This window comes from Streptomyces sp. NBC_01233, from assembly GCF_035989305.1.
Taxonomy (GTDB): Bacteria; Actinomycetota; Actinomycetes; order Streptomycetales; family Streptomycetaceae; genus Streptomyces.
The window spans coordinates 5,630,154-5,647,988 of the sequence record NZ_CP108514.1 but is presented as its reverse complement, the minus strand read 5'-3'; the positions used below and the strand labels follow the sequence as shown (position 1 = coordinate 5,647,988).

Annotated in this window: 19 protein-coding genes and 1 pseudogene; 12 read left to right on the top strand and 8 right to left on the bottom strand. The window is 69.5% G+C overall.

Annotated elements, in window-relative coordinates; genetic code table 11:
• Positions 1-65 precede the first annotated feature (65 nt).
• On the bottom strand, positions 66-2,573 hold the full coding sequence (pcrA, locus tag OG332_RS26990) for a DNA helicase PcrA (protein WP_327415877.1): 2,508 nt from the start codon (positions 2,571-2,573) through the stop codon (positions 66-68).
• Entirely contained in the window at positions 2,557-2,904 is a 348-nt protein-coding gene (locus OG332_RS26985) for an ArsR/SmtB family transcription factor (RefSeq protein WP_327415876.1), read from the bottom strand. Before OG332_RS26985 ends, pcrA begins: the two co-directional genes overlap by 17 nt.
• 123 nt (positions 2,905-3,027) lie before the next feature.
• On the opposite strand from OG332_RS26985, the gene OG332_RS26980 reads away from it, so the two are divergent.
• The 3 genes from OG332_RS26980 to OG332_RS26970 all read left to right on the top strand — a co-directional run bounded on the left by OG332_RS26980 (position 3,028) and on the right by OG332_RS26970 (position 5,420).
• A complete protein-coding gene (locus OG332_RS26980) occupies positions 3,028-3,930 on the top strand; it encodes an alpha/beta fold hydrolase (protein ID WP_327415875.1) in 903 nt (300 codons plus the stop codon).
• A gap of 26 nt (positions 3,931-3,956) precedes the next feature.
• Complete coding sequence (locus OG332_RS26975) at positions 3,957-4,310, top strand: hypothetical protein (RefSeq protein ID WP_327415874.1); 354 nt, start codon at positions 3,957-3,959, stop codon at positions 4,308-4,310.
• A gap of 120 nt (positions 4,311-4,430) precedes the next feature.
• Positions 4,431-5,420, top strand: a complete 990-nt coding sequence (locus OG332_RS26970) for a coiled-coil domain-containing protein (protein ID WP_327415873.1) — start codon at positions 4,431-4,433, stop codon at positions 5,418-5,420.
• A 514-nt stretch (positions 5,421-5,934) separates the two neighbouring features.
• Here OG332_RS26970 and OG332_RS26965 read toward each other — a convergent pair.
• Together OG332_RS26965 and OG332_RS26960 are read right to left on the bottom strand one after the other, a co-directional pair.
• Positions 5,935-6,501, bottom strand: coding sequence for an ATP-binding protein (locus OG332_RS26965; protein WP_327415872.1), 567 nt, complete (start codon positions 6,499-6,501; stop codon positions 5,935-5,937).
• A complete protein-coding gene (locus OG332_RS26960) occupies positions 6,498-6,866 on the bottom strand; it encodes a hypothetical protein (RefSeq protein WP_327415871.1) in 369 nt (122 codons plus the stop codon). Before OG332_RS26960 ends, OG332_RS26965 begins: the two co-directional genes overlap by 4 nt.
• Positions 6,867-7,181: 315 nt before the next feature.
• Between OG332_RS26960 and OG332_RS26955 the strand changes: the two genes are divergently transcribed.
• The 4 genes and pseudogenes from OG332_RS26955 to OG332_RS26940 form a co-directional block, all read left to right on the top strand.
• Complete coding sequence (locus tag OG332_RS26955; protein ID WP_327415870.1) at positions 7,182-8,060, top strand: helix-turn-helix domain-containing protein; 879 nt, start codon at positions 7,182-7,184, stop codon at positions 8,058-8,060.
• Positions 8,057-8,269, top strand: a complete 213-nt coding sequence (locus OG332_RS26950; protein ID WP_327415869.1) for a DUF397 domain-containing protein — start codon at positions 8,057-8,059, stop codon at positions 8,267-8,269. Before OG332_RS26955 ends, OG332_RS26950 begins: the two co-directional genes overlap by 4 nt.
• 359 nt (positions 8,270-8,628) lie before the next feature.
• Positions 8,629-8,955: a hypothetical protein gene (locus OG332_RS26945; RefSeq protein ID WP_327415868.1), complete on the top strand. Its 327-nt coding sequence runs from the start codon at positions 8,629-8,631 to the stop codon at positions 8,953-8,955.
• A gap of 443 nt (positions 8,956-9,398) precedes the next feature.
• Positions 9,399-9,632: pseudogene (locus OG332_RS26940) on the top strand (C40 family peptidase); the annotation flags it as partial.
• Positions 9,633-9,688: 56 nt separating this feature from the next.
• On the opposite strand, the gene OG332_RS26935 reads toward OG332_RS26940, so the two are convergent.
• Positions 9,689-9,952: a hypothetical protein gene (locus OG332_RS26935; RefSeq protein WP_327415867.1), complete on the bottom strand. Its 264-nt coding sequence runs from the start codon at positions 9,950-9,952 to the stop codon at positions 9,689-9,691.
• An 83-nt stretch (positions 9,953-10,035) separates the two neighbouring features.
• Here OG332_RS26935 and OG332_RS26930 point away from each other — a divergent pair, with 83 nt between their 5' ends.
• Entirely contained in the window at positions 10,036-10,227 is a 192-nt protein-coding gene (locus OG332_RS26930; protein WP_327415866.1) for a hypothetical protein, read from the top strand.
• On the opposite strand, the gene OG332_RS26925 is transcribed toward OG332_RS26930, so the two are convergent.
• The 3 genes from OG332_RS26925 to OG332_RS26915 all read right to left on the bottom strand — a co-directional run bounded on the left by OG332_RS26925 (position 10,214) and on the right by OG332_RS26915 (position 13,425).
• Positions 10,214-11,314: an alpha/beta hydrolase gene (locus OG332_RS26925; RefSeq protein WP_327415865.1), complete on the bottom strand. Its 1,101-nt coding sequence runs from the start codon at positions 11,312-11,314 to the stop codon at positions 10,214-10,216. The two genes, OG332_RS26930 and OG332_RS26925, sit on opposite strands and share 14 nt — an antisense overlap.
• Before the next feature lie 120 nt (positions 11,315-11,434).
• The gene (locus tag OG332_RS26920; protein WP_327415864.1) at positions 11,435-12,124 is read right to left on the bottom strand and encodes a response regulator transcription factor; all 690 of its coding nucleotides are present in this window, start codon (positions 12,122-12,124) and stop codon (positions 11,435-11,437) included.
• Positions 12,121-13,425 (bottom strand): ATP-binding protein, encoded by a 1,305-nt coding sequence (locus OG332_RS26915; protein ID WP_327415863.1) that lies wholly within the window; start codon positions 13,423-13,425, stop codon positions 12,121-12,123. The genes OG332_RS26920 and OG332_RS26915 overlap by 4 nt, the downstream gene beginning before the upstream one ends.
• 131 nt (positions 13,426-13,556) lie before the next feature.
• Here OG332_RS26915 and OG332_RS26910 point away from each other — a divergent pair, with 131 nt between their 5' ends.
• The 4 genes from OG332_RS26910 (at position 13,557) to OG332_RS26895 (ending at position 17,711) form a co-directional block, all read left to right on the top strand.
• The gene (locus tag OG332_RS26910) at positions 13,557-14,858 is read left to right on the top strand and encodes a PspC domain-containing protein (protein WP_327415862.1); all 1,302 of its coding nucleotides are present in this window, start codon (positions 13,557-13,559) and stop codon (positions 14,856-14,858) included.
• Complete coding sequence (locus OG332_RS26905; protein WP_327415861.1) at positions 14,845-15,069, top strand: hypothetical protein; 225 nt, start codon at positions 14,845-14,847, stop codon at positions 15,067-15,069. The genes OG332_RS26910 and OG332_RS26905 overlap by 14 nt, the downstream gene beginning before the upstream one ends.
• Before the next feature lie 82 nt (positions 15,070-15,151).
• Positions 15,152-16,699: a recombinase family protein gene (locus OG332_RS26900; protein WP_327415860.1), complete on the top strand. Its 1,548-nt coding sequence runs from the start codon at positions 15,152-15,154 to the stop codon at positions 16,697-16,699.
• Positions 16,700-17,123: 424 nt separating this feature from the next.
• The gene (locus OG332_RS26895; protein WP_327415859.1) at positions 17,124-17,711 is read left to right on the top strand and encodes a recombinase family protein; all 588 of its coding nucleotides are present in this window, start codon (positions 17,124-17,126) and stop codon (positions 17,709-17,711) included.
• The last annotated feature ends 124 nt before the right edge of the window (positions 17,712-17,835 follow it).

Sequence of the window (17,835 nt, the reverse complement as noted above, 5' to 3'; positions counted from 1 at the left end):
CGCCGCCGGGCAACCGCACGGCTCTCGGGCCCCGCGGCCGCCCCGCCCGGGCCCGGCCCTCCCCGCTACAGCTTCTGCACCGGCGCGTATCGCAGCAGCAGCCGCTTGGGCTTGTCGTCCCCGAAGTCGATGGTGGCCTGGGCGTCCGCGCCCGCGCCCTTGACCTCCATCACGGTGCCGAGCCCGAACTGGTCGTGCGTGACGCGGTCCCCGACCACCAGGGCGATGACCGGCTTGTCCGCGGCCCGCCGCGTCGCGAACCCGGACGGGCCCGACTTCGTACGCGACGAGGACAGGAACGCCTCGGGCGAGGTGCCGAAGGTCGCCTTCCCCGAACCGGAGGACCCGTAGCCGGAGCTCCGCATCGGTCCCGCCGGCTTCTGCGTGGCGCCCGTCCGCTTCCACTGGAGGTACTCGGCCGGGATCTCCTCGAGGAACCGCGACGGCGGGTTGTACGAGGGCGTGCCCCAGGCACTGCGCATGCTCGACCGGGTGAGGTAGAGCCGCTCGCGGGCCCGCGTGATGCCGACGTAGGCGAGGCGGCGCTCCTCCTCCAGCTCCTTGGTCTGGCCCAGCGCGCGCATGTGCGGGAAGACCCCGTCCTCCATGCCGGTCAGGAAGACCACCGGGAACTCCAGGCCCTTGGCGGTGTGCAGGGTCATCAGCGTGATGACGCCCGTGCCCTCGGTGTCCTCGTCGGGGATCTGGTCGGAGTCGGCGACGAGCGCGACCTGCTCCAGGAACTCGGCCAGGGTGCCGGAACCGGGTGCCGGGGCTCCGGTCTCGGCGGCCTCGGCCTCCCGCGCCTGCTCGAACTCCAGCGCCACGGCCGCGAGCTCCTGCAGGTTCTCGATCCGCGTCTCGTCCTGCGGGTCGGTCGACGCCTGGAGCTCGGCGAGGTAGCCGGTCCGCTCCAGGACCGCTTCCAGGACCACCGCCGGGCCCGCGCCCGAGTCGACGATCGTGCGGAGCTCCTCCATCAGCACGTTGAACCGCTTCACCGCGTTGGTGGAGCGGGCGGCCATGCCGAAGGCCTCGTCCACGCGGCGCAGCGCCTGCGGGAAGGTGATCTTCTCGCGCATCGCGAGGGCGTCGATCATCGCTTCGGCGCGTTCGCCGATGCCGCGCTTGGGCACGTTCAGGATGCGGCGCAGCGGGACGTTGTCCTCCGGGTTGGCGAGGACGCGCAGGTACGCGAGGACGTCGCGGACCTCCTTGCGCTCGTAGAAGCGGAAGCCGCCGACGACCTTGTAGGGCAGCCCGACCCGGATGAAGATCTCCTCGAACACGCGCGACTGCGCGTTGGTCCGGTAGAAGATCGCGACGTCGCCCGCCTTGGCGTCACCGGCGTCCGTCAGGCGGTCGATCTCGTCGGCGACGAACTGCGCCTCGTCGTGCTCGGTGTCCGCGACGTAGCCGGTGATGACCGCGCCGGTGCCGGCCTCGGTCCACAGGTTCTTGGCGCGGCGGTTCTCGTTGCGCTCGATGACCGCGTTGGCGGCGGAGAGGATCGTCTGCGTCGAGCGGTAGTTCTGCTCCAGCAGGATCGTCGTCGCGTCCTTGTAGTCCTCTTCGAACTGGAGGATGTTGCGGATGGTCGCCCCGCGGAAGGCGTAGATCGACTGGTCGGCGTCACCCACCACGCACAGCTCGGCCGGGGGCAGGTCCGGGTAGCCGGTGCCGACCAGCTCGCGCACGAGCGTGTACTGGGCGTGGTTGGTGTCCTGGTACTCGTCCACCAGGACGTGCCGGAAGCGGCGCCGGTAGTGCTCGGCGACGTCCGGGAACGCCTGGAGCAGGTGGACCGTGGTCATGATGATGTCGTCGAAGTCGAGTGCGTTCGCCTCGCGCAGCCGCCCCTGATACATCGCGTACGCCTGGGCGAGGGTCTTCTCGAAGCCGTCGACGGCCTGGTCGGCGAAGGCCTCCTCGTCGATCAGCTCGTTCTTCAGGTTCGAGATCTTGGCGTTGAACGACTTCGGCGGGAACTTCTTCGGGTCCAGGTCGAGGTCACGGCAGACGAGCGCCATCAGGCGCTTCGAGTCGGCCGCGTCGTAGATCGAGAACGAGGAGGTGAAGCCGAGCCGCTTGGACTCGCGGCGCAGGATGCGGACGCACGCGCTGTGGAAGGTGGAGACCCACATGGCGTTGGCGCGCGGGCCGACCAGGCCCTCGACGCGCTCCTTCATCTCGCCGGCGGCCTTGTTGGTGAAGGTGATCGCCAGGATCTGGCCGGGGTGGACGTTCCGCGCGGACAGCAGGTGTCCGATGCGGTGGGTCAGCACCCGGGTCTTGCCGGAGCCGGCTCCGGCCACGATGAGCAGCGGGGAGCCCGCGTGCACCACGGCCGCGCGCTGCTCCTCGTTGAGCCCGTCCAGGAGCGTCGCCGGGTCGATGACGGGCCTGGGGGCGCCGTCCCGGTAGTACGCGTCCCCGCTCAAGGGCACGTCGAACCGCCCCCCGAAGAGATCGTCCGCGCCCGCTTCCGGGGCGGCGTGGTCCTCGGGCGGCGGCGGGACCTCGTCGGAGGGGGAGAGGTCCGCCAGGAAACTGTCGTCAAAGAGGCTGCTCATCGCATTCCGAGTCTAGGGGGCGGGACCGACAGGCCAGGACGAGTTCCAGCAGACCGGGGAAGCACTCGTCCAGATCGTCGCGGCGCAGCGCGAGGTAGAGCTTGCGGCCGTGGGGGCGCTGGCAGATCACTCCGCTCTCGCGCAGCGTCTTGAGGTGGTGCGTGACGCTCGACCTGGGCAGGTCCGGCACGACCTCGCCGCAGAACGCCTCCGCGCCGGAGGCCAGCTTGCGGACGATCTCCAGCCGCACGGGATGCCCGAGCGCGGCCAGGACCTCGACCAGCTCGATGCGGTCGGCGGCGGGGTGGGTCAGCTCAGCAGCGGCAGCCATGCACCAACTGTACGCAGATCTCGTACGGACCTTGCCTCACCGTACGAAGATCTCGTACAGTTCTGATCAACCGTACGGGATCTTCGTACGGTCATCCGGCCCCTCCTCCGCAAGGACACCCCCATGCCCACTGCCGCATCCGACGCCACCGCCCTCGACGACGCCTCCCTCGCCGCCTCCCTCGACGGCGGCTTCACCAGCCACCACGCCGAGGTCAACGGCACCCGCCTGCACTACGTGGAGGGCGGCAGCGGCGAGCCGCTCGTCCTGCTCGGCGGCTGGCCGCAGACCTGGTGGCAGTGGCACAAGGTGATGCCCGCCCTGGCCCGCCGCCACCGGGTGATCGCCGTGGACCTGCGCGGCATGGGCGGCTCCGCCAAGCCGGAGGGCGGATACGACAAGAAGACGATGGCCGCCGACGTCCGGGCCCTGCTCACCCACCTCGGCCTGGAACGGGCCCACATCGCGGGCCACGACATCGGCGCGATGGTCGCCTACGCCTTCGCCGCCAACCACCCCGGGGCCACCGGCCGACTCGCCCTCCTCGACGTCTCGCACCCCGAGGAGGCATGGGCGCAGATGCCTCTGCTGCCCCGGCCCGGCCTCCGCCACCTGTGGTGGTTCGCCTTCAACCAGGTGCAGGGCCTGCCCGAGCAGCTCCTGGCGGGCCGCTACCACCTGCTGCTGGACTGGCTGTTCACGGCCATGACCACCGACCCGGCGTCCATCGACGCCCGCTCCCGCGCCGTGTACGCCCGCGCGTACGACTCTCCGGACGCGATCCGCGCCGGCAACGCCTGGTACCGCGCCTTCCGCCAGGACATCGACGACCTCGCCGGCTACTCCCCCGTGACCGTCCCGCTGCTCGCGCTCGGCGGCGAGCACAGCAACTACGAGCGGCTGCTCGCCGCCGTGCCGGCGCTCGGCACCGACACCCGGGTCGTCCGCGTCGACGGCAGCGGCCACTACCTTCCGGAGGAGCGGCCGGAGGCCGTGACCGAGGAGCTGGTCCGCTTCCTGGGCTGATCGGACCGCCCCGTACGCTCGACCGCATGGACGTACTCATCAATGTCTTCGTCGGCCTGCACATCATCGGGATCGCCTCGCTGCTCGGCGGTTTCCTGACCCAGATGAAGGCGATGGGCGCGGGCACCGCCCGCTTCACGCCGGCCATGCTGCACGGCGCCCTCACCATGCTCGTGACGGGCGTACTCCTGGTCGGCTTCAACCAGATGGACGGAACGCCGGTCAACAACGTCAAGGTCGGCGTGAAGCTCGCGATCCTCTTCGTGATCCTCGCCCTCGTCTACGTCAAGCGCGACGAGGAGACGGTCGACAAGGCACTGTTCGGCGCGGTCGGCGGACTGACCGTGATCAATATCTTTATCGCCGTCCTCTGGCACTGACGGATACCGATCCGCCATATCCGATCAGTTCGGATCATCCCGACATCGGCCCGTTACTTTCAGGCTTAGCGTCCTCCCCCAAGACCCAGCGTCAGCACAGGGGAAGGACGTGAGGCCCCCGTGGCCAGTCATCGAAAGCCCAGGCAGCGCCCGCTCTCCGGCGGCACGGCACGGACGACCGCCGCCACCCTCGCCCTCGCGGGCGCTGCCACCGCAACCGCCTTCGAAGGCACCTCCCAGGCCGATCCCCGGCCCACCCCCTCCCAGGTCAAGTCGGAGGTGGACCGGCTCTACGAGGAGGCCGAGGCGGCGACCGAGCAGTACAACGGGGCGAAGGAGAAGGCCGACGAGGCCGAGCGCGCGCTGACCGGCCTGCGCGACGAGACCGCCCGCAAGACCGACCAGCTCAACACCGCCCGCAGCGCGCTCGGCACGCTCGCCGCCTCCCAGTACCGCAGCGGGTCCCTGGGCACCGCCGTGCAGCTCGCGCTGGCGGCCGACCCGCAGGAGTACCTCTCCCAGGCCTCCTTCATCACCCGCGCCGGCGACCGCAACGCCGCCGGGATCACCACCGTGCGCCGCCGGCTCGACGAGGTCGGAAAACTCCGGGACCAGGCCGCCGGACAGCTCTCCGACCTCCGCTCCAAGCAGGACGAACTCGCCGCGCACAAGGCCGTGATCGAGGACAAGCTCACCGCCGCCAAGCGCCTGCTGGCCAAGCTCACCGCCGAGGAGCGCGCCGCCTACGAGGCCGAGACGCCCGCCGCCTCGCCCGCCGCCCCGAAGAGCAGCACCCCGCCGCCGCCTTCCGACGGTTCCCGCGCGGCCCGCGCCGTGGCCTTCGCGTACGGGGCGATCGGGAAGCCGTACGTCTGGGGAGCGACGGGCCCGGGGTCCTTCGACTGCTCGGGCCTGACCCAGGCGGCCTGGCGCTCGGCCGGGAGTGTCCCGAAACCTACGCGGGCAATGACTGCGGCCCCGGCCGGTGGGGAGCAAGCACACCGACCGGGACCTGTCCGTGAACGGCTGGCGGGCGTGACTGCTACAACCGCGCCAAACCGTCGATCAGCGCCCGAAACAGCGCCTCGTCTGGGGCCGCCCAACGACTAGGCAGCGTCGACGCTGGCACCACTTCCCGCCGATGCCCTGCGAGCGCGGCCACGTCATCCGGCAACGCCGCGCGAGCCATCACGTGAAGCTCCGCGCCGCGTGCCGTCCTCAGCCGTCGCGCCCGCGCTCCTAGCGTCGTATCGCGCCGCAACTCGGTGAGCACACCGCGCGCCCGCGACACCCCCGCCGCTGCTACTGCCGTCTGCGGGCGAAACTCCCCCGGTGCGACCGGTCCCGCGTGCCACCGCCGCTGCGGCAGCTCGGGCGCTGCTGCCTGCTGCTGGCGCACCTCGGCCAGATACGCGGCCGTGTGCCGCCCCCGCTTCCTACCCAAAACCCCGAGCCGCCTTCCCGCGCGCCGCATGAGCCCGATAACCTGCCGCATGTGCTGTCAGCTCCTCGCTAGCTGATCGGTACAAAAACCCTGCGGGCGGCCCACCCGCCCCAGGGCCAAAAACCCTTCGCCAAACCGCGCGCCGCCCCCGCCTCCGTAGTGGCTGCGGGGGCGGACCCGTCAGAGCAACGCCCAACCGTCAACGAAGCGATGCATAAGGGCTGCGTCTGCCATTTCGTGCACGGCTCCGCTGCCGACGACGTGCGCGGAAAGCACCTCGTCGGGGAGCTTGACCGGTTCGCCCTCGACCGACACGGCCGGGGGCTTCTCGATGTCGATATCCGCCCACACGATCTTGCCGCCGCTCTCGGCTTCCCATACGCCCCAACGGCTACTGAACGCCTCGACCAGATGGAGCCCCCGGCCGTTCTCGTCGTCGTCGCCTGCCGTGCGTGGGGCGGGTAGTTTCGGGTGGCGGTCCCAGACCTCGATCACCAGTGCGCCGCCCTGCACGCGCACCTGTACCGCAACCAGCGCCAACCCGCTCGGGTCGCGCATCGGTCCGGGGCCGACCTCGACCGCATTGGTAACCAGTTCCGACACGATCGACCGTGCCTCGTCGGCGACGTAATCCAGCTCCCACGCCCTTAGCGCGTGCGACACCAACGACCGGGCGAAATGGGCCGCCTTGGGCGTCGCGTGCAGCTTCACGGATGTCGCTCCGAGAAACGCCTGACCTTCGATCACCGTGCCATCACCCCGAGTTCTTCCGCACGGGCGGCGACGACCGGCCCCCGCGTGCCAACGATCCACACACGGCCACTGATCCAGCGGGCCACGTCTTCGCACATGAACCTTGCTAGCGGCTCGTCCTCGTGCAGATGCGCAAGCGACGGGACCACGATGTCCGAAACCCTGAACAGGCGACAGCTCCAGAGCAGTTCGGCCCAGACCTCCAACCGGTCCCCAGGGCGCTCCAGCATCATCACGTCCATCAGCCTGAAACCGCGCCGACCTGCGAAGCCGTTGAGCTTGCGTCGCACACGCGATAACTCGGCGTTGGCATCCGCGCCGGGCAGCAAGCGCGCGTAGCCGTAGATGGTGGGGATCAAAGTCTGTCCTCCCGGTCGTCCGGGGCCACACCGAAAGGCGTGGGCCGCCCTGCTGCGACGTGCGCATGGCAGCGATGCCAAAGCCCCGACCCGAGCAGTCCCGCGACCCCGTCACTCAACAGAGGGCACGTTCAGCTCACGGCCACTGCCCCGTCACGGCGCGTGCCAAGCTGAGCACAAGCATGGCCCTGACGGGCTATCGGCTGCAACCCCTCCAAATGAAGTCCCTTCATTTGAGAAGCCACTTGGCTTTGCGGGCAGTCATGAGCCAAACTCTCCCTTGACCGCTTCACGCAGCCAGAAGGGACATTGAGCGTGACCACAACCCTGGAGAGGGTGTCCCTTGTTCGCCTGGCGTTGGAACTCACGCGCGCTCGCAAGGCTGCCGGGTTCAGCCAGGACGATGCGATCAGCAAGACGGCCGTCAGTTCCGCCACCCTGTACCGCATCGAGAACTGGGAGGGCCGCCCGCAACTGCGCACGCTGATCGCGCTGCTGGACTTCTACCGGGTCAAACCCGCGTTGCGCGCTCACATCATGAAGCTGTGGGAGCAAGCCAAACCGCAGCGCGGCAAGCGCTCCGATCAGGCGCAGCTACGCCCCGAATACACCCTCTACATGGAGCTCGAACGGGAGGCCCGGAGCGTCCTCAACTGGGAGGCGGCGTTCGTGCCCGGCCTCTGCCAGACCGAGCCCTACGCGCGGGCCGTCATCGGCGGCGTGCTGCCGAACGCCTCGCCGGATGTGATTGAACGGCGCGTGCGTGCCCGCATGGGACGGCAGGAACTCCTGACCAAGCCCAGCCCGCTGCACGTGACCGCGATCATGGACGAGGCCGCCCTACGGCGTCACGTCGGCGGACCGCACCTCATGGCCGAGCAACTGCGCCACCTCCAAGAGTTGGCCAAACAGCCGCAGATCAGCCTGCGAGTCATCCCCTTTGCGGCCGGTGCGCACCCAGGAATGGCGTGCGGCAGCTACGCCATGCTGACCTTCCCCGGCGCGGACCATCCCGAGATCGTCTATCCCGACAGCATGGCCAAGCACCGGCTACAGGAGCAGCAAGCGCAACTCGGCGACTACACCAGCACGTTCGACACCCTGGGGCGCAGGGCTCTCAGCCCCGACGACTCGCTAGGGCTCATCAGCACCGTGATGGCTCAGCTCACGCAGGAACAGGAGAAGGCAGCATGATCACCCCCGACGACCTCGCCAACGCCAGCTTCGTCAAGAGCAGCCGCAGCAGCGGCGAAGGGCAGTGCGTAGAGGTCGCCCACGTACGCCACCGTCGCGCGGTCGTCACCCGCGACAGCAAGAACCCCGGCGGCCCGGTCCTGGTCTTCACGCCTGACGGCTGGGAGGGCTTCCTCCGTGGCCTCGACGCGGGCGACTTCCGGCCGTAGCCCCCGGTCGGTTGGGGCAAACGAACTGCATACAACGGCGCCCCCGCTCCCCTCCGGAGCGGGGGCGCCCGGCATATACCAACGGCATACGGCGCCCGGCATGGCCGAAACCCCCCGCCACAACGGGCAACACCAGTCCATAACGGTCGCGTTCGAACAGCCGGCCTGCACCGCTGCATGATCGCTCGGCATATGACCGGGGCGGAATCAGACATACCGCAACCGACCATGCGCAAGGCGTAGCGGAGTTGGAAACATCGGCGTTACGTTCGAATGGACCAAAACGGCCGTAGATATATGCGCCGAACGTCCCCCACGCGCAAGCGGCCAACCCGACCCAACGAAGGGAACGGAACGTCATGTTGCGAAAGAAGATCGCGATGCTCGCGGCCGGTTCCGCCGCCGTGCTCGCCCTCGGCGGCTTCGCCGCTACCCCCGCCAGCGCCGCCCCTGCCCGCGTCCTCGCCGACGTCGGCGACTTCGAGGACGCCCTCGGCGTGAAGACGGGCGACGTCCTGGACACCGGCTGCCTGACCGTCCCCGCCAACTCCATTCGGGCGGTTCTCAACAGCGGCTCCTCGATCACGCTGTACCTGCCCGCCGACACGACCTGCACCGGCACGCCGATCGGCCCGTTCACGGGGACCGCCCCCGCCGTCGGCGGCTTCCACTACATCGCCACCTGAACCACGACAGTGACGGGGCCGCGCCGCAAGGCGCGGCCCCGCCGCGCGCCCTGCGCGCGGCTCGCCGCGCCGCAAGGCGCGGCCAAGCGCGTGGGAGTGCCCCGGGGCGTCAGCCCCGGGGCACTCACACGCATAGCTTGATCTGCGTCGAGAACAGCGCGCCTGCCGCAGAAACCCACGGTGGGCGCGCTGCCGCGCGTCGGGCGGTAGCCCGACGCGCGGCGCGGCGGCGCTCTGACCGGTAGGTGGGGCATAGAGCGGCCGTGGCCGGTGGGTCCGCGCCCCGCGCGGGGCCACCGGACGCGGACGCGGGCGCAACCACAACCACCGCGCGGCGGGTGGCTCCGCGCCCCGCGCGGGGACGCCCGCCGCGCGGCGCGGCGCGGCGCGGACCGTCACGCGTCACGGTCACCCCCCGTGGCGTGCAGAAGTCGGGACACGCCCGCTCGGCCGGGGTCTCCCTGCCCCGCACCACCTACACGCAGATCAACGCCGGCCGGCGCGTGTCCCGCGACCAACTGGCCCCGGGAGACCTGGTGTTCTTCTACTCCGGGGTGACCCATGTCGGCCTCTACATCGGCAACGGCCAGATGATCCACGCCCCGCGCCCCGGGTCGACGGTCCGGCTGGCACCGGTCGACTCGATGCCCTGGGCCGGAGCCTCCCGCCCGGCGTAGGCCCTGCGGGACGCGAACGCGAACGTGGACGTGGACGTGGACGTGGACGTGGACGCTCATCCGCGGGCGCAGTGCCCACAGGTCCCGCGCCGGCGGAGGTAGTAGCCGAGGGTGGCGCCGCCCAGCGCGGCTCCCCACACCACCCAGAGCATCGCCGGGTGGTCGGTCCCCCATCCGAAGGGCTGGTTCCCGCCCCTGATCATCTGGAGGCCGCCGGGGATGAGGACCACGGACACGAGCAGGGCCGAGGCGATCGCGGTGGCGCGGGCCACCGGCTTGCCCGCCTTGAACGGCACCCACCGCGCCCGCAGTGCGCGCACAGTCCACGGGTCCGCCGCTGGTACGCCAGCACGGCCAGGGTCCAGAGCACGCCGCCCGCGAACAAGACGAGCAGGTTGTCCCGGTGCCAGTAGAGGATCTCGTCGACCCCGCCCTGCGGGCCGGGCACTCCCGCGAAGGCGAACACCACGAGGAGCGGCGCGAAGGCGACCACGGCGATCAGCGCGACGGCCGCTCGGCGGGCGGCGTCCGCCGATCGGCGGACGCCGGCCGAGGCGGACGCCCGGCAGCCGACCGCCCGGCTACGGCGCCTTGACGACCGTGCTCAGCCAGCCGAAGGTCTGCGGCAGCTGCCTGGACCACGATTCGAGGTTGTGACCGCCGACCACCTTCTCCGCGTGCACGACGGTCGGCTTCTGCGCGAGACCCTTCAGGTCCATGCCGGACAGGTAGCCGTCCTGCTCGGCCCCCGACATCCACAGCGAGACCGCCGGCGGCGTGGGCGCGGCCTTGAGCAGGTTCTTCAGGTTGTGCGTGGTGCGCAGCTGCGGATCCTGGGCGACCAAGGAGGGCTCCTGGCCGGGGTCGTTGTAGCCGGACAGCGAGACGGCCGCGCTGTAGCGGTCGGGGTGCAGGACCGCCAGCTTGGCGGCGCAGTAGGCGCCGGCCGAGTACCCGGCCACGCCCCAGGTGCGGGCCTCGTCCGAGGCCCGGAAGTTGTCGACGACCATCTTGCGGACGTCGACGCTGAACCAGCTGTCCGCGTTGACCTTGCCGGGGATGTTCGCGCAGCCGGTGTCCCCGTTGCCGAGCAGCATGGCGCGCGGCGAGACCAGGATGAACGGCTGCACCTTGCCGCTCTTCATCAGCGGCTCCAGCACCTCGTGCGCCTTGAGCCCCTGGAACCAGGACTTCCCCGTCCCCGGTATGCCCGGGATCAGCTCGACCACCGGGAACTTCTTGTCCTTGTAGGCCGGGTCGTCGTACTGCGGCGGCAGCCACACCATGACGTCGCCCTTGACCCCGGATATCTTGCCGTCGAGCTCGGTCTTCTGGACCCGGCCGCCGAGGCCCTCGACCGGCTGGAACTGCGCTTTGACCTTCGGGGCCTCTTCGACCTTCTTCCCGCCGAGCCCGTCCGGGCCGAGGTCGGGGGCGGCGGTGACGTACTTGCCGGTGCCGAAGAGGTCTCCCCAGGACGCGTAGAAGTGCTCGGCCCTGTTGACGGCGACGAACACCACCGCGACGGCGGTGACCTGCGCGAACACCACCATCAGCGCACGTATGGCGGTGCGTACGACGGCAGGGCCGCGCACCTTGCTCCACACGGCCAGCGGCAGGACGACGGCGATCGCGGTCAGCGCGATCACCGTCACGAAGAAGGGTGTCCCCGTCAAGCTCATCACGCCACCGTAGAGGGCGGCGCGACCCTCCCCGGTTGCCCGTCCGACCTGCGGTGTGGGTCACACCCGCAGGTCAGAGGTCACACCCGCGGGCCGGGCGTCCCGGCCGCGGGCCGCAGGTCACACCAGCCGGCGGGCCGTCGCCCAGCGGGTCAGCTCGTGGCGGTTGGAGAGCTGGAGCTTCCGGAGCACGGCCGAGACGTGCGATTCCACCGTCTTGACCGAGATGAAGAGCTGCTTGGCGATCTCCTTGTACGCGTACCCGCGTGCGATCAGCCGCAGCACCTCGCGCTCGCGCTGGGTGAGCCGGTCCAGGTCCTCGTCCACCGGCGGCGCGTCCGTCGAGGCGAAGGCGTCGAGCACGAAGCCCGCCAGCCGCGGCGAGAACACCGCGTCGCCGTCCTGCACGCGGAAGACCGAGTCCACCAGGTCGGTGCCGGTGATGGTCTTGGTGACGTAGCCGCGCGCGCCGCCCCGGATCACCCCGATGACGTCCTCGGCCGCGTCGGACACCGACAGCGCCAGAAATCTGACGGGGGCCTCGGCCGCCGCCATCAGCGGGGCGCAGCGCCGCAGCACCTCGACCCCGCCGCCGCCGGGCAGGTGCACGTCGAGCAGGACCACCTCGGGCCGGGTGGCGGTGATGACGGTGACGGCCTGGTCGACGTCGGCGGCCTCGCCGACGACCTCGACCCCGGTCCGCGCGGTCTCGCCGATCTCGGCCTGCACTCCGGTGCGGAACATCCGGTGGTCGTCGACGAGGACCACCCGGACCCTCCTGGTCTCCGCCACAGCGCTGTCCTCGGTCATCCTGCGTTCGCCGCCCTCTCCATCTCCAGCTCGACTTCCGTGCCGCCGTCGGGCGCGGACCGCAGCCGTGCGGTCCCGCCGTTGCGCTGCATCCGGCCGATGATCGATTCTCGTACGCCCATGCGGTCGTCCGGTACCGCGTCGATGTCGAAGCCCGGTCCCCGGTCCCGTACGGACACGAAGACCTTCTGCCCCTCCACCTCCGCGTACACCTGCACGGGGCCGCCCTCGCCACCGTACTTGGCGGCGTTGACCATCGCCTCGCGCGCGGCCTGGACCTGCGCCGCCAGCCTCTCGTCGAGCGGGCAGTCGCCGACGACGACGACCTCGATGGGGACGCCGTGGTGGTCCTCCACCTCTGCGGCGGTCTTCTTCACGGCCTCCGCCAGGGTGGCGGGCTCCTCCGCCTCCTCCTTGCCGGTGCCCTCGGGCTTGTAGAGCCAGTTCCGCAGCTCCCGTTCCTGCGCCCGCGCGAGCCGGCGCACCTCGCCGACGTCCTCCGCGTTGCGCTGGATCAGGGTGAGGGTGTGCAGCACCGAGTCGTGCACGTGGGCGGCGACCTCGGCGCGCTCCTGGGCACGGATGCGCATCAGGCGTTCCTCGGAGAGGTCCTGGGTCATCCTGATCAGCCAGGGTCCGGCGAGCAGGGCGACGCCGACGAGGACGGCGAGGGTGGCGGTGAGGACGTTGCCGAGCTGGGCGGCGGAGCCCCGTACGACGATGAAGACGGTCAGGCCCACGCCGACCAGGGCGACGCCGGCGAGGGCCCGGGCGACCTGGAACAGGCGCCCGTGCCGTCCGGCGGCCGTGGTCCAGTGGGCGCGGCGGGCGTTGTCGGCCTGCCGCCACACGAGGACCACACCGGCCCCGACCAGCAGCGTCGGCCACACGTACCGGCCGGAGGCGCCGCCGACCTGGACCTGCGAGATGAAGATGCCAGCGCCGACGGACAGGGCGATCAGCGCGGCGATCTGCCCGCGGTCGGGTTTGCGCAGGCGGCGGCTGCCGTCGGGGAGGGTCTCGAAGAAGGAGCGGTGCCCGCTGCGGCCGCCGACGCCGAGCGGTACGAAGACCCAGAACGCGGCGTACAGCAGCACGCCCAGCCCGTCGCCCCACATGAACAGGCCCAGGAACGCCAGTCGGACCCAGATCACGGGCAGCCCGAGGTGCCCCGCGAGACCGCGCGCGACGCCGCCGAGCATCCGGCCGTCCGCGCTGCGGTAGAGCTTGCGCTGCGGCGGTTCAGATCCTTGGGGGGTCTCCGGTGCGTGCGGGGTACGGGGAGCGGCGGCTACGGGCATGTCACCAAGGGTCACACGGGCGGCGACGGCCCGGCATCAGGGCATCCCCCCACTTCTGTACGGGGGATATCAGGGTTGCGCCAGGGTAGGGCCCGATGCCGCACGCCCCGCAGGCCCGTCACCATGGACCCATGACCGAAGTACACGAACCCCCGACGGCAGAGCCCGGGGGTCCCCCGGCCGCCGACGCCCGGCCGCCCCTGCGCCGCAGCAAGCGCGACAAGGTCCTCGCGGGCGTGTGCGGCGGCCTGGGCCGGTACTTCGACCTGGACCCGGTGGTCTTCCGCATCGTCCTCGGTGTCCTCGCGGTCACCGGCGGCGTCGGTCTGATCTTCTACGGCTTCGCGTGGCTGCTGCTCCCCCAGGAGGGCGAGGAGGACAGCGAGGCGAAGAAGCTGCTGACGGGCCGGGTCGAGGGGGCCACGCTGGCGGCGGTGTTCGCCGCGCTGGTGGGCTGCGCGCTGTTCCTGTCGATGCTGGACAACGGCGGGCTGGCGGTCTTCTCGGTCCTGGCCGCCCTCGCCCTGGGCGGGGCGGCGTACTGGTCGCAGCGGCACCGGCACACCTTCCCGCCGAAGGCGGAGGACGCGGCCGGCCACCGCCCGCCGACTCCCGAGACCCAGGCCCCGCCGACGCCCGGCGGCCCGTCGTGGTGGCGGGACCCGCTGGTCAAGGACGGCACCACCGGCCCCGTCGGGTCGAGCGGCTACCTGTGGGGCCCGGACGACGACGCCGTCGCGGGCGCACCGGGCCCGGTCGCCGCGGCGGCTCCCCCGGCGGCCCCGGCGGCGCCCCGCCCGCTCGGCGGGATCGGCGGCCGGGTGTTCGTACTGGCCCTGCTGGCCGGGATCGTCTCCACCGCCTCCGTGTGGGAGGGCAGCACCCTCGGCCACGCCCTGCAGATCGGGCTGGCCGGCGCGCTGGCCGTCTTCGGCCTGGGCCTCGCCGTCAGCTCGGTCAAGGGCCGCACCGGCTTCGGCACCATCCTGCTCGCCGTCGTCACCGCGGGCCTCCTCGCGGGGGTCTCGGCGCTGCCCTCCGAGATCGGCACCGATTGGCGGCGGACCGAATGGCGGCCCGCCGCGGTCGCCGACGTACGGCCCTCGTACGAGGCGGGCACCGGGCTCGCCGTGCTGGACCTGAGCCGCCTGGACGTGCCGAAGGGCGCCACCGTCCCGGTCCGCGCCTCCCTCGACGCGGGGCGGCTCAAGGTGATCCTGCCCCGGGAGGTGACGGCCGAGGCCGACGTCTCGGTCCGTCTGGGCGACATCCACATGCCCGGGGAGACGAGCCGGGACGTCCGGATCCGCAGCGGCGGCGAGCACCGGCGGGCGACGCTGCCGCCCGCCGCCGGCACCGAGGCCGGCGGAACGATCGAGCTGCACCTGAACACGGGTGTGGGACAGGTGGAGGTGGCCCGTGCGGCGTCATGAGTTCCAGCCGGGACGGCTCCTCGCGGGGCTGGTCCTCATCGCGGCGGGCGTGCTGTACCTGCTCGATGCGGTCGGCGAGGCCGATCTGCCGTGGTTCCTCGTCATCCCGATGACCTTGGGCGGTCTCTCGTTCGCCGCCCTGGTCGGGATGGTGACCTACGCCGTACGCCGGGACAGGCGCGACCGGATCACGGAGTCCAGCGACAGGTAGGGCGCCCCGGCGAGGATCAGCGGGGTCCACGCAATCAGGTAGACGAGGTCACTGGCGTACTGCTGCTGTAGGGTGCCCTGCCATGAAGCCTGTGCGTGTACTGATCGCCCTCAGGATCAGCAACGAGACCGACGCATCCACTTCGCTGGAGCGCCAACTCCAGGACTGCATGGCCTACGTAGCCGAGAGGCAGCACCTCGGATGGCAGGTTGTGGGCGTAGCCAAAGACGCCCACATCTCCGCCACCAAATCTCATCCATTTGAGAGACCAGAACTCGGTGAATGGCTCAACAATCGGGCACCTGAATTCGATCTACTACTCTTCTGGAAGATGGACAGGTTCGTCCGCAAAGTCGTCGACATGCAAGACATGATCAAATGGGCGACCGCTCACGGCGGGAAGTTCTTGGTTTCAGCCAAGGAACCTGTACTCGACATGGTCGGCCCCTTTCGGCACGTCATCATCGACTTGTTCGCGGCCATTGCCGAGACTGAAGCGCAGAACATCTCAATGCGAGTCAAGTCCTTCCAGAACTATGCCAAATCCAAGAATGTCTGGGCCAAGGGAAATCCGCCCTACGGCTACGAATCCTTCCGTGACACCGACGGAGCAATGAGACTCCGAGTGCGCGAGAATCAGAAGGAAGTCATTCGGGAGATGCACAAGCGGGTCGTCGAGGACGGAGAACCCTACTCGGCTATCTGCGACGACTTCAACGCCCGAGGGATTCCGTCCCCTGGGGGCGAGAGGATGTCCAATCGCCGGAAGAACAACGGCGATCCACTGCCGATCTGGCGGAGTCGCACTCTCACAACCATTCTGAGGTCCGAAACCATCCTCGGCTGGAAGTGCGAGGAGGTGAAGGTTCCCGGAAAGAAGTACGGGGTATCCCAACCGATCCTGACTTCTGAGGGGAAGATCCGGATGGCAGACCCGATTCTCACAGACGAAGAATGTACAAAGCTCCAGGATGAAATGAATGGGCGTCCCAGTGCCGGCCGTCGCTCCACAAAGAACACGACTGCCTATCGTGGCGTCGTCCTCTGCGGCGGCTGCGGAGGGAACCTGTACCTCTTCAATCCGGAGAGGCAGCAGGGTAAGCCCGTCTACCGCTGCAACAAGTCGGCCAACCGGGAGTCCTGCGGCAAGGGCTACGCCTTCCGAGCCGAGAAGGTAAGGGAGACCGTAGAGAGCATGGTGCTGGGAGTCATCGGAGACTTCCCCATGCACGAACGTCACTACGTCAAGGGCTCGAACAATTCGCAGAGAATCCAGGAAATCAAGGAGTACGTAACAGAACTCCAGAGGTCCATCCGCCCCGGAGGCAAGAACTCGTCCGGATTCGCCAAGAAGTCCACCGAGGAAGAGATTGCAGCCCTCTATGAGGAACACGACTCCCTGGCGGCCGAGGGAGACAAGCCGGATAGGTACGAATACCGGGACACTGGGGAGACCTTCCGCCACATGTGGGAGCGGAACGAAGGTAACGACACCGAGAGGACACGTCACCTACTCAAGGCAGGAATCAGTGTCCGGTTGAACCCACTCGTCAAGGGAGTCTCCAATACCATCGACTTCGGCGCCGAGGTGGACCTAGGCAACCTGAGCCAGCCATTCACTATCCACTGATAACAGCTGGGCCCCGAAGGGGGCCCACTGCTAGTAGATATAGAGAACCCCTCAAAATAGATGTACGTGCCCTGCGAGCGATTCCCGGACGGAGCCCAGGAAACTGAGATCGGGATCACATCGCCAAGGCTTCACATGGAGTAATCAACACCAAGGCACAAGAAGCCAAGACGACCCAGGAAACCCGTACAGGATGAACAGAAGGCGCCCCGGCGGTCCGCAGGAAGGTATTCACTAAGCGTTACCCCGAGCCTATCGCAGCCAGAGGGGCCCGCCTGGCGGCCGCCGAAGAGCGTCTCAAAAACCATGGTTACCGGGACATGTCGACGATGACCGCCAAGGGGTCTCCGAGGGTGTTCAAAACCCGTCTCGAAACATGACTCAACCCTTGATGTTCTGAGACGAGTTGTGAGACTGTCTCCCCATGACGATGCCCGGTACGGCAACAGGCCACCTGATCGGATACGCCAGGGTCTCGACCGATGCCCAGGAGGCACAGCTACAGCTCGATGCGTTGGAGGCTGCGGGATGCTCTCGGACCTTCATCGACAAGGCGTCAGGGAAGAACGCGGAGCGGCCGGAACTCAAGGCGGCCTTGGACTACCTCAGGGGCGGCGACTCGCTCTGCGTGTGGAAGCTGGACCGCTTTGCGCGGTCCCTCATCGACCTGGTGGCAATGGTGGACGGGCTCGCAGAACGAGGCATCGGCTTCAAGGTGCTGACTGGCGCACTGGCCAACATCGACCCGAACACTCCGGATGGCCGTCTGATGCTCCAAGTGATCGGAGCCATGGCGGAGTTCGAGCGTTCCCTCATCCGGGAGCGCACCAAGGCCGGGCTGGAAGCGGCCAAGGCCCAGGGGCGAACTGGCGGACGCCCCACAGTCATCACTGACGACATGCTCACAGTGGCCAAGGCACGGAAGGGCAAGGGGGAAAGCGTCAGCGCCATCGCCAAGGCCCTTGGAGTCTCAAGGGCCACCCTGTACCGGTACCTCTGTGAGAGCACCTGAGACAGGCTCGCAGGCGTCAACCCGCTCGACCGCCTAGGGAGGGACCAGCCACTCACGGCCCCCATGCTCAGGCGCCAGAAAGGTCACAGACCGTTTGCGGCGCTCCTGCGGAGGTTCCGATGGG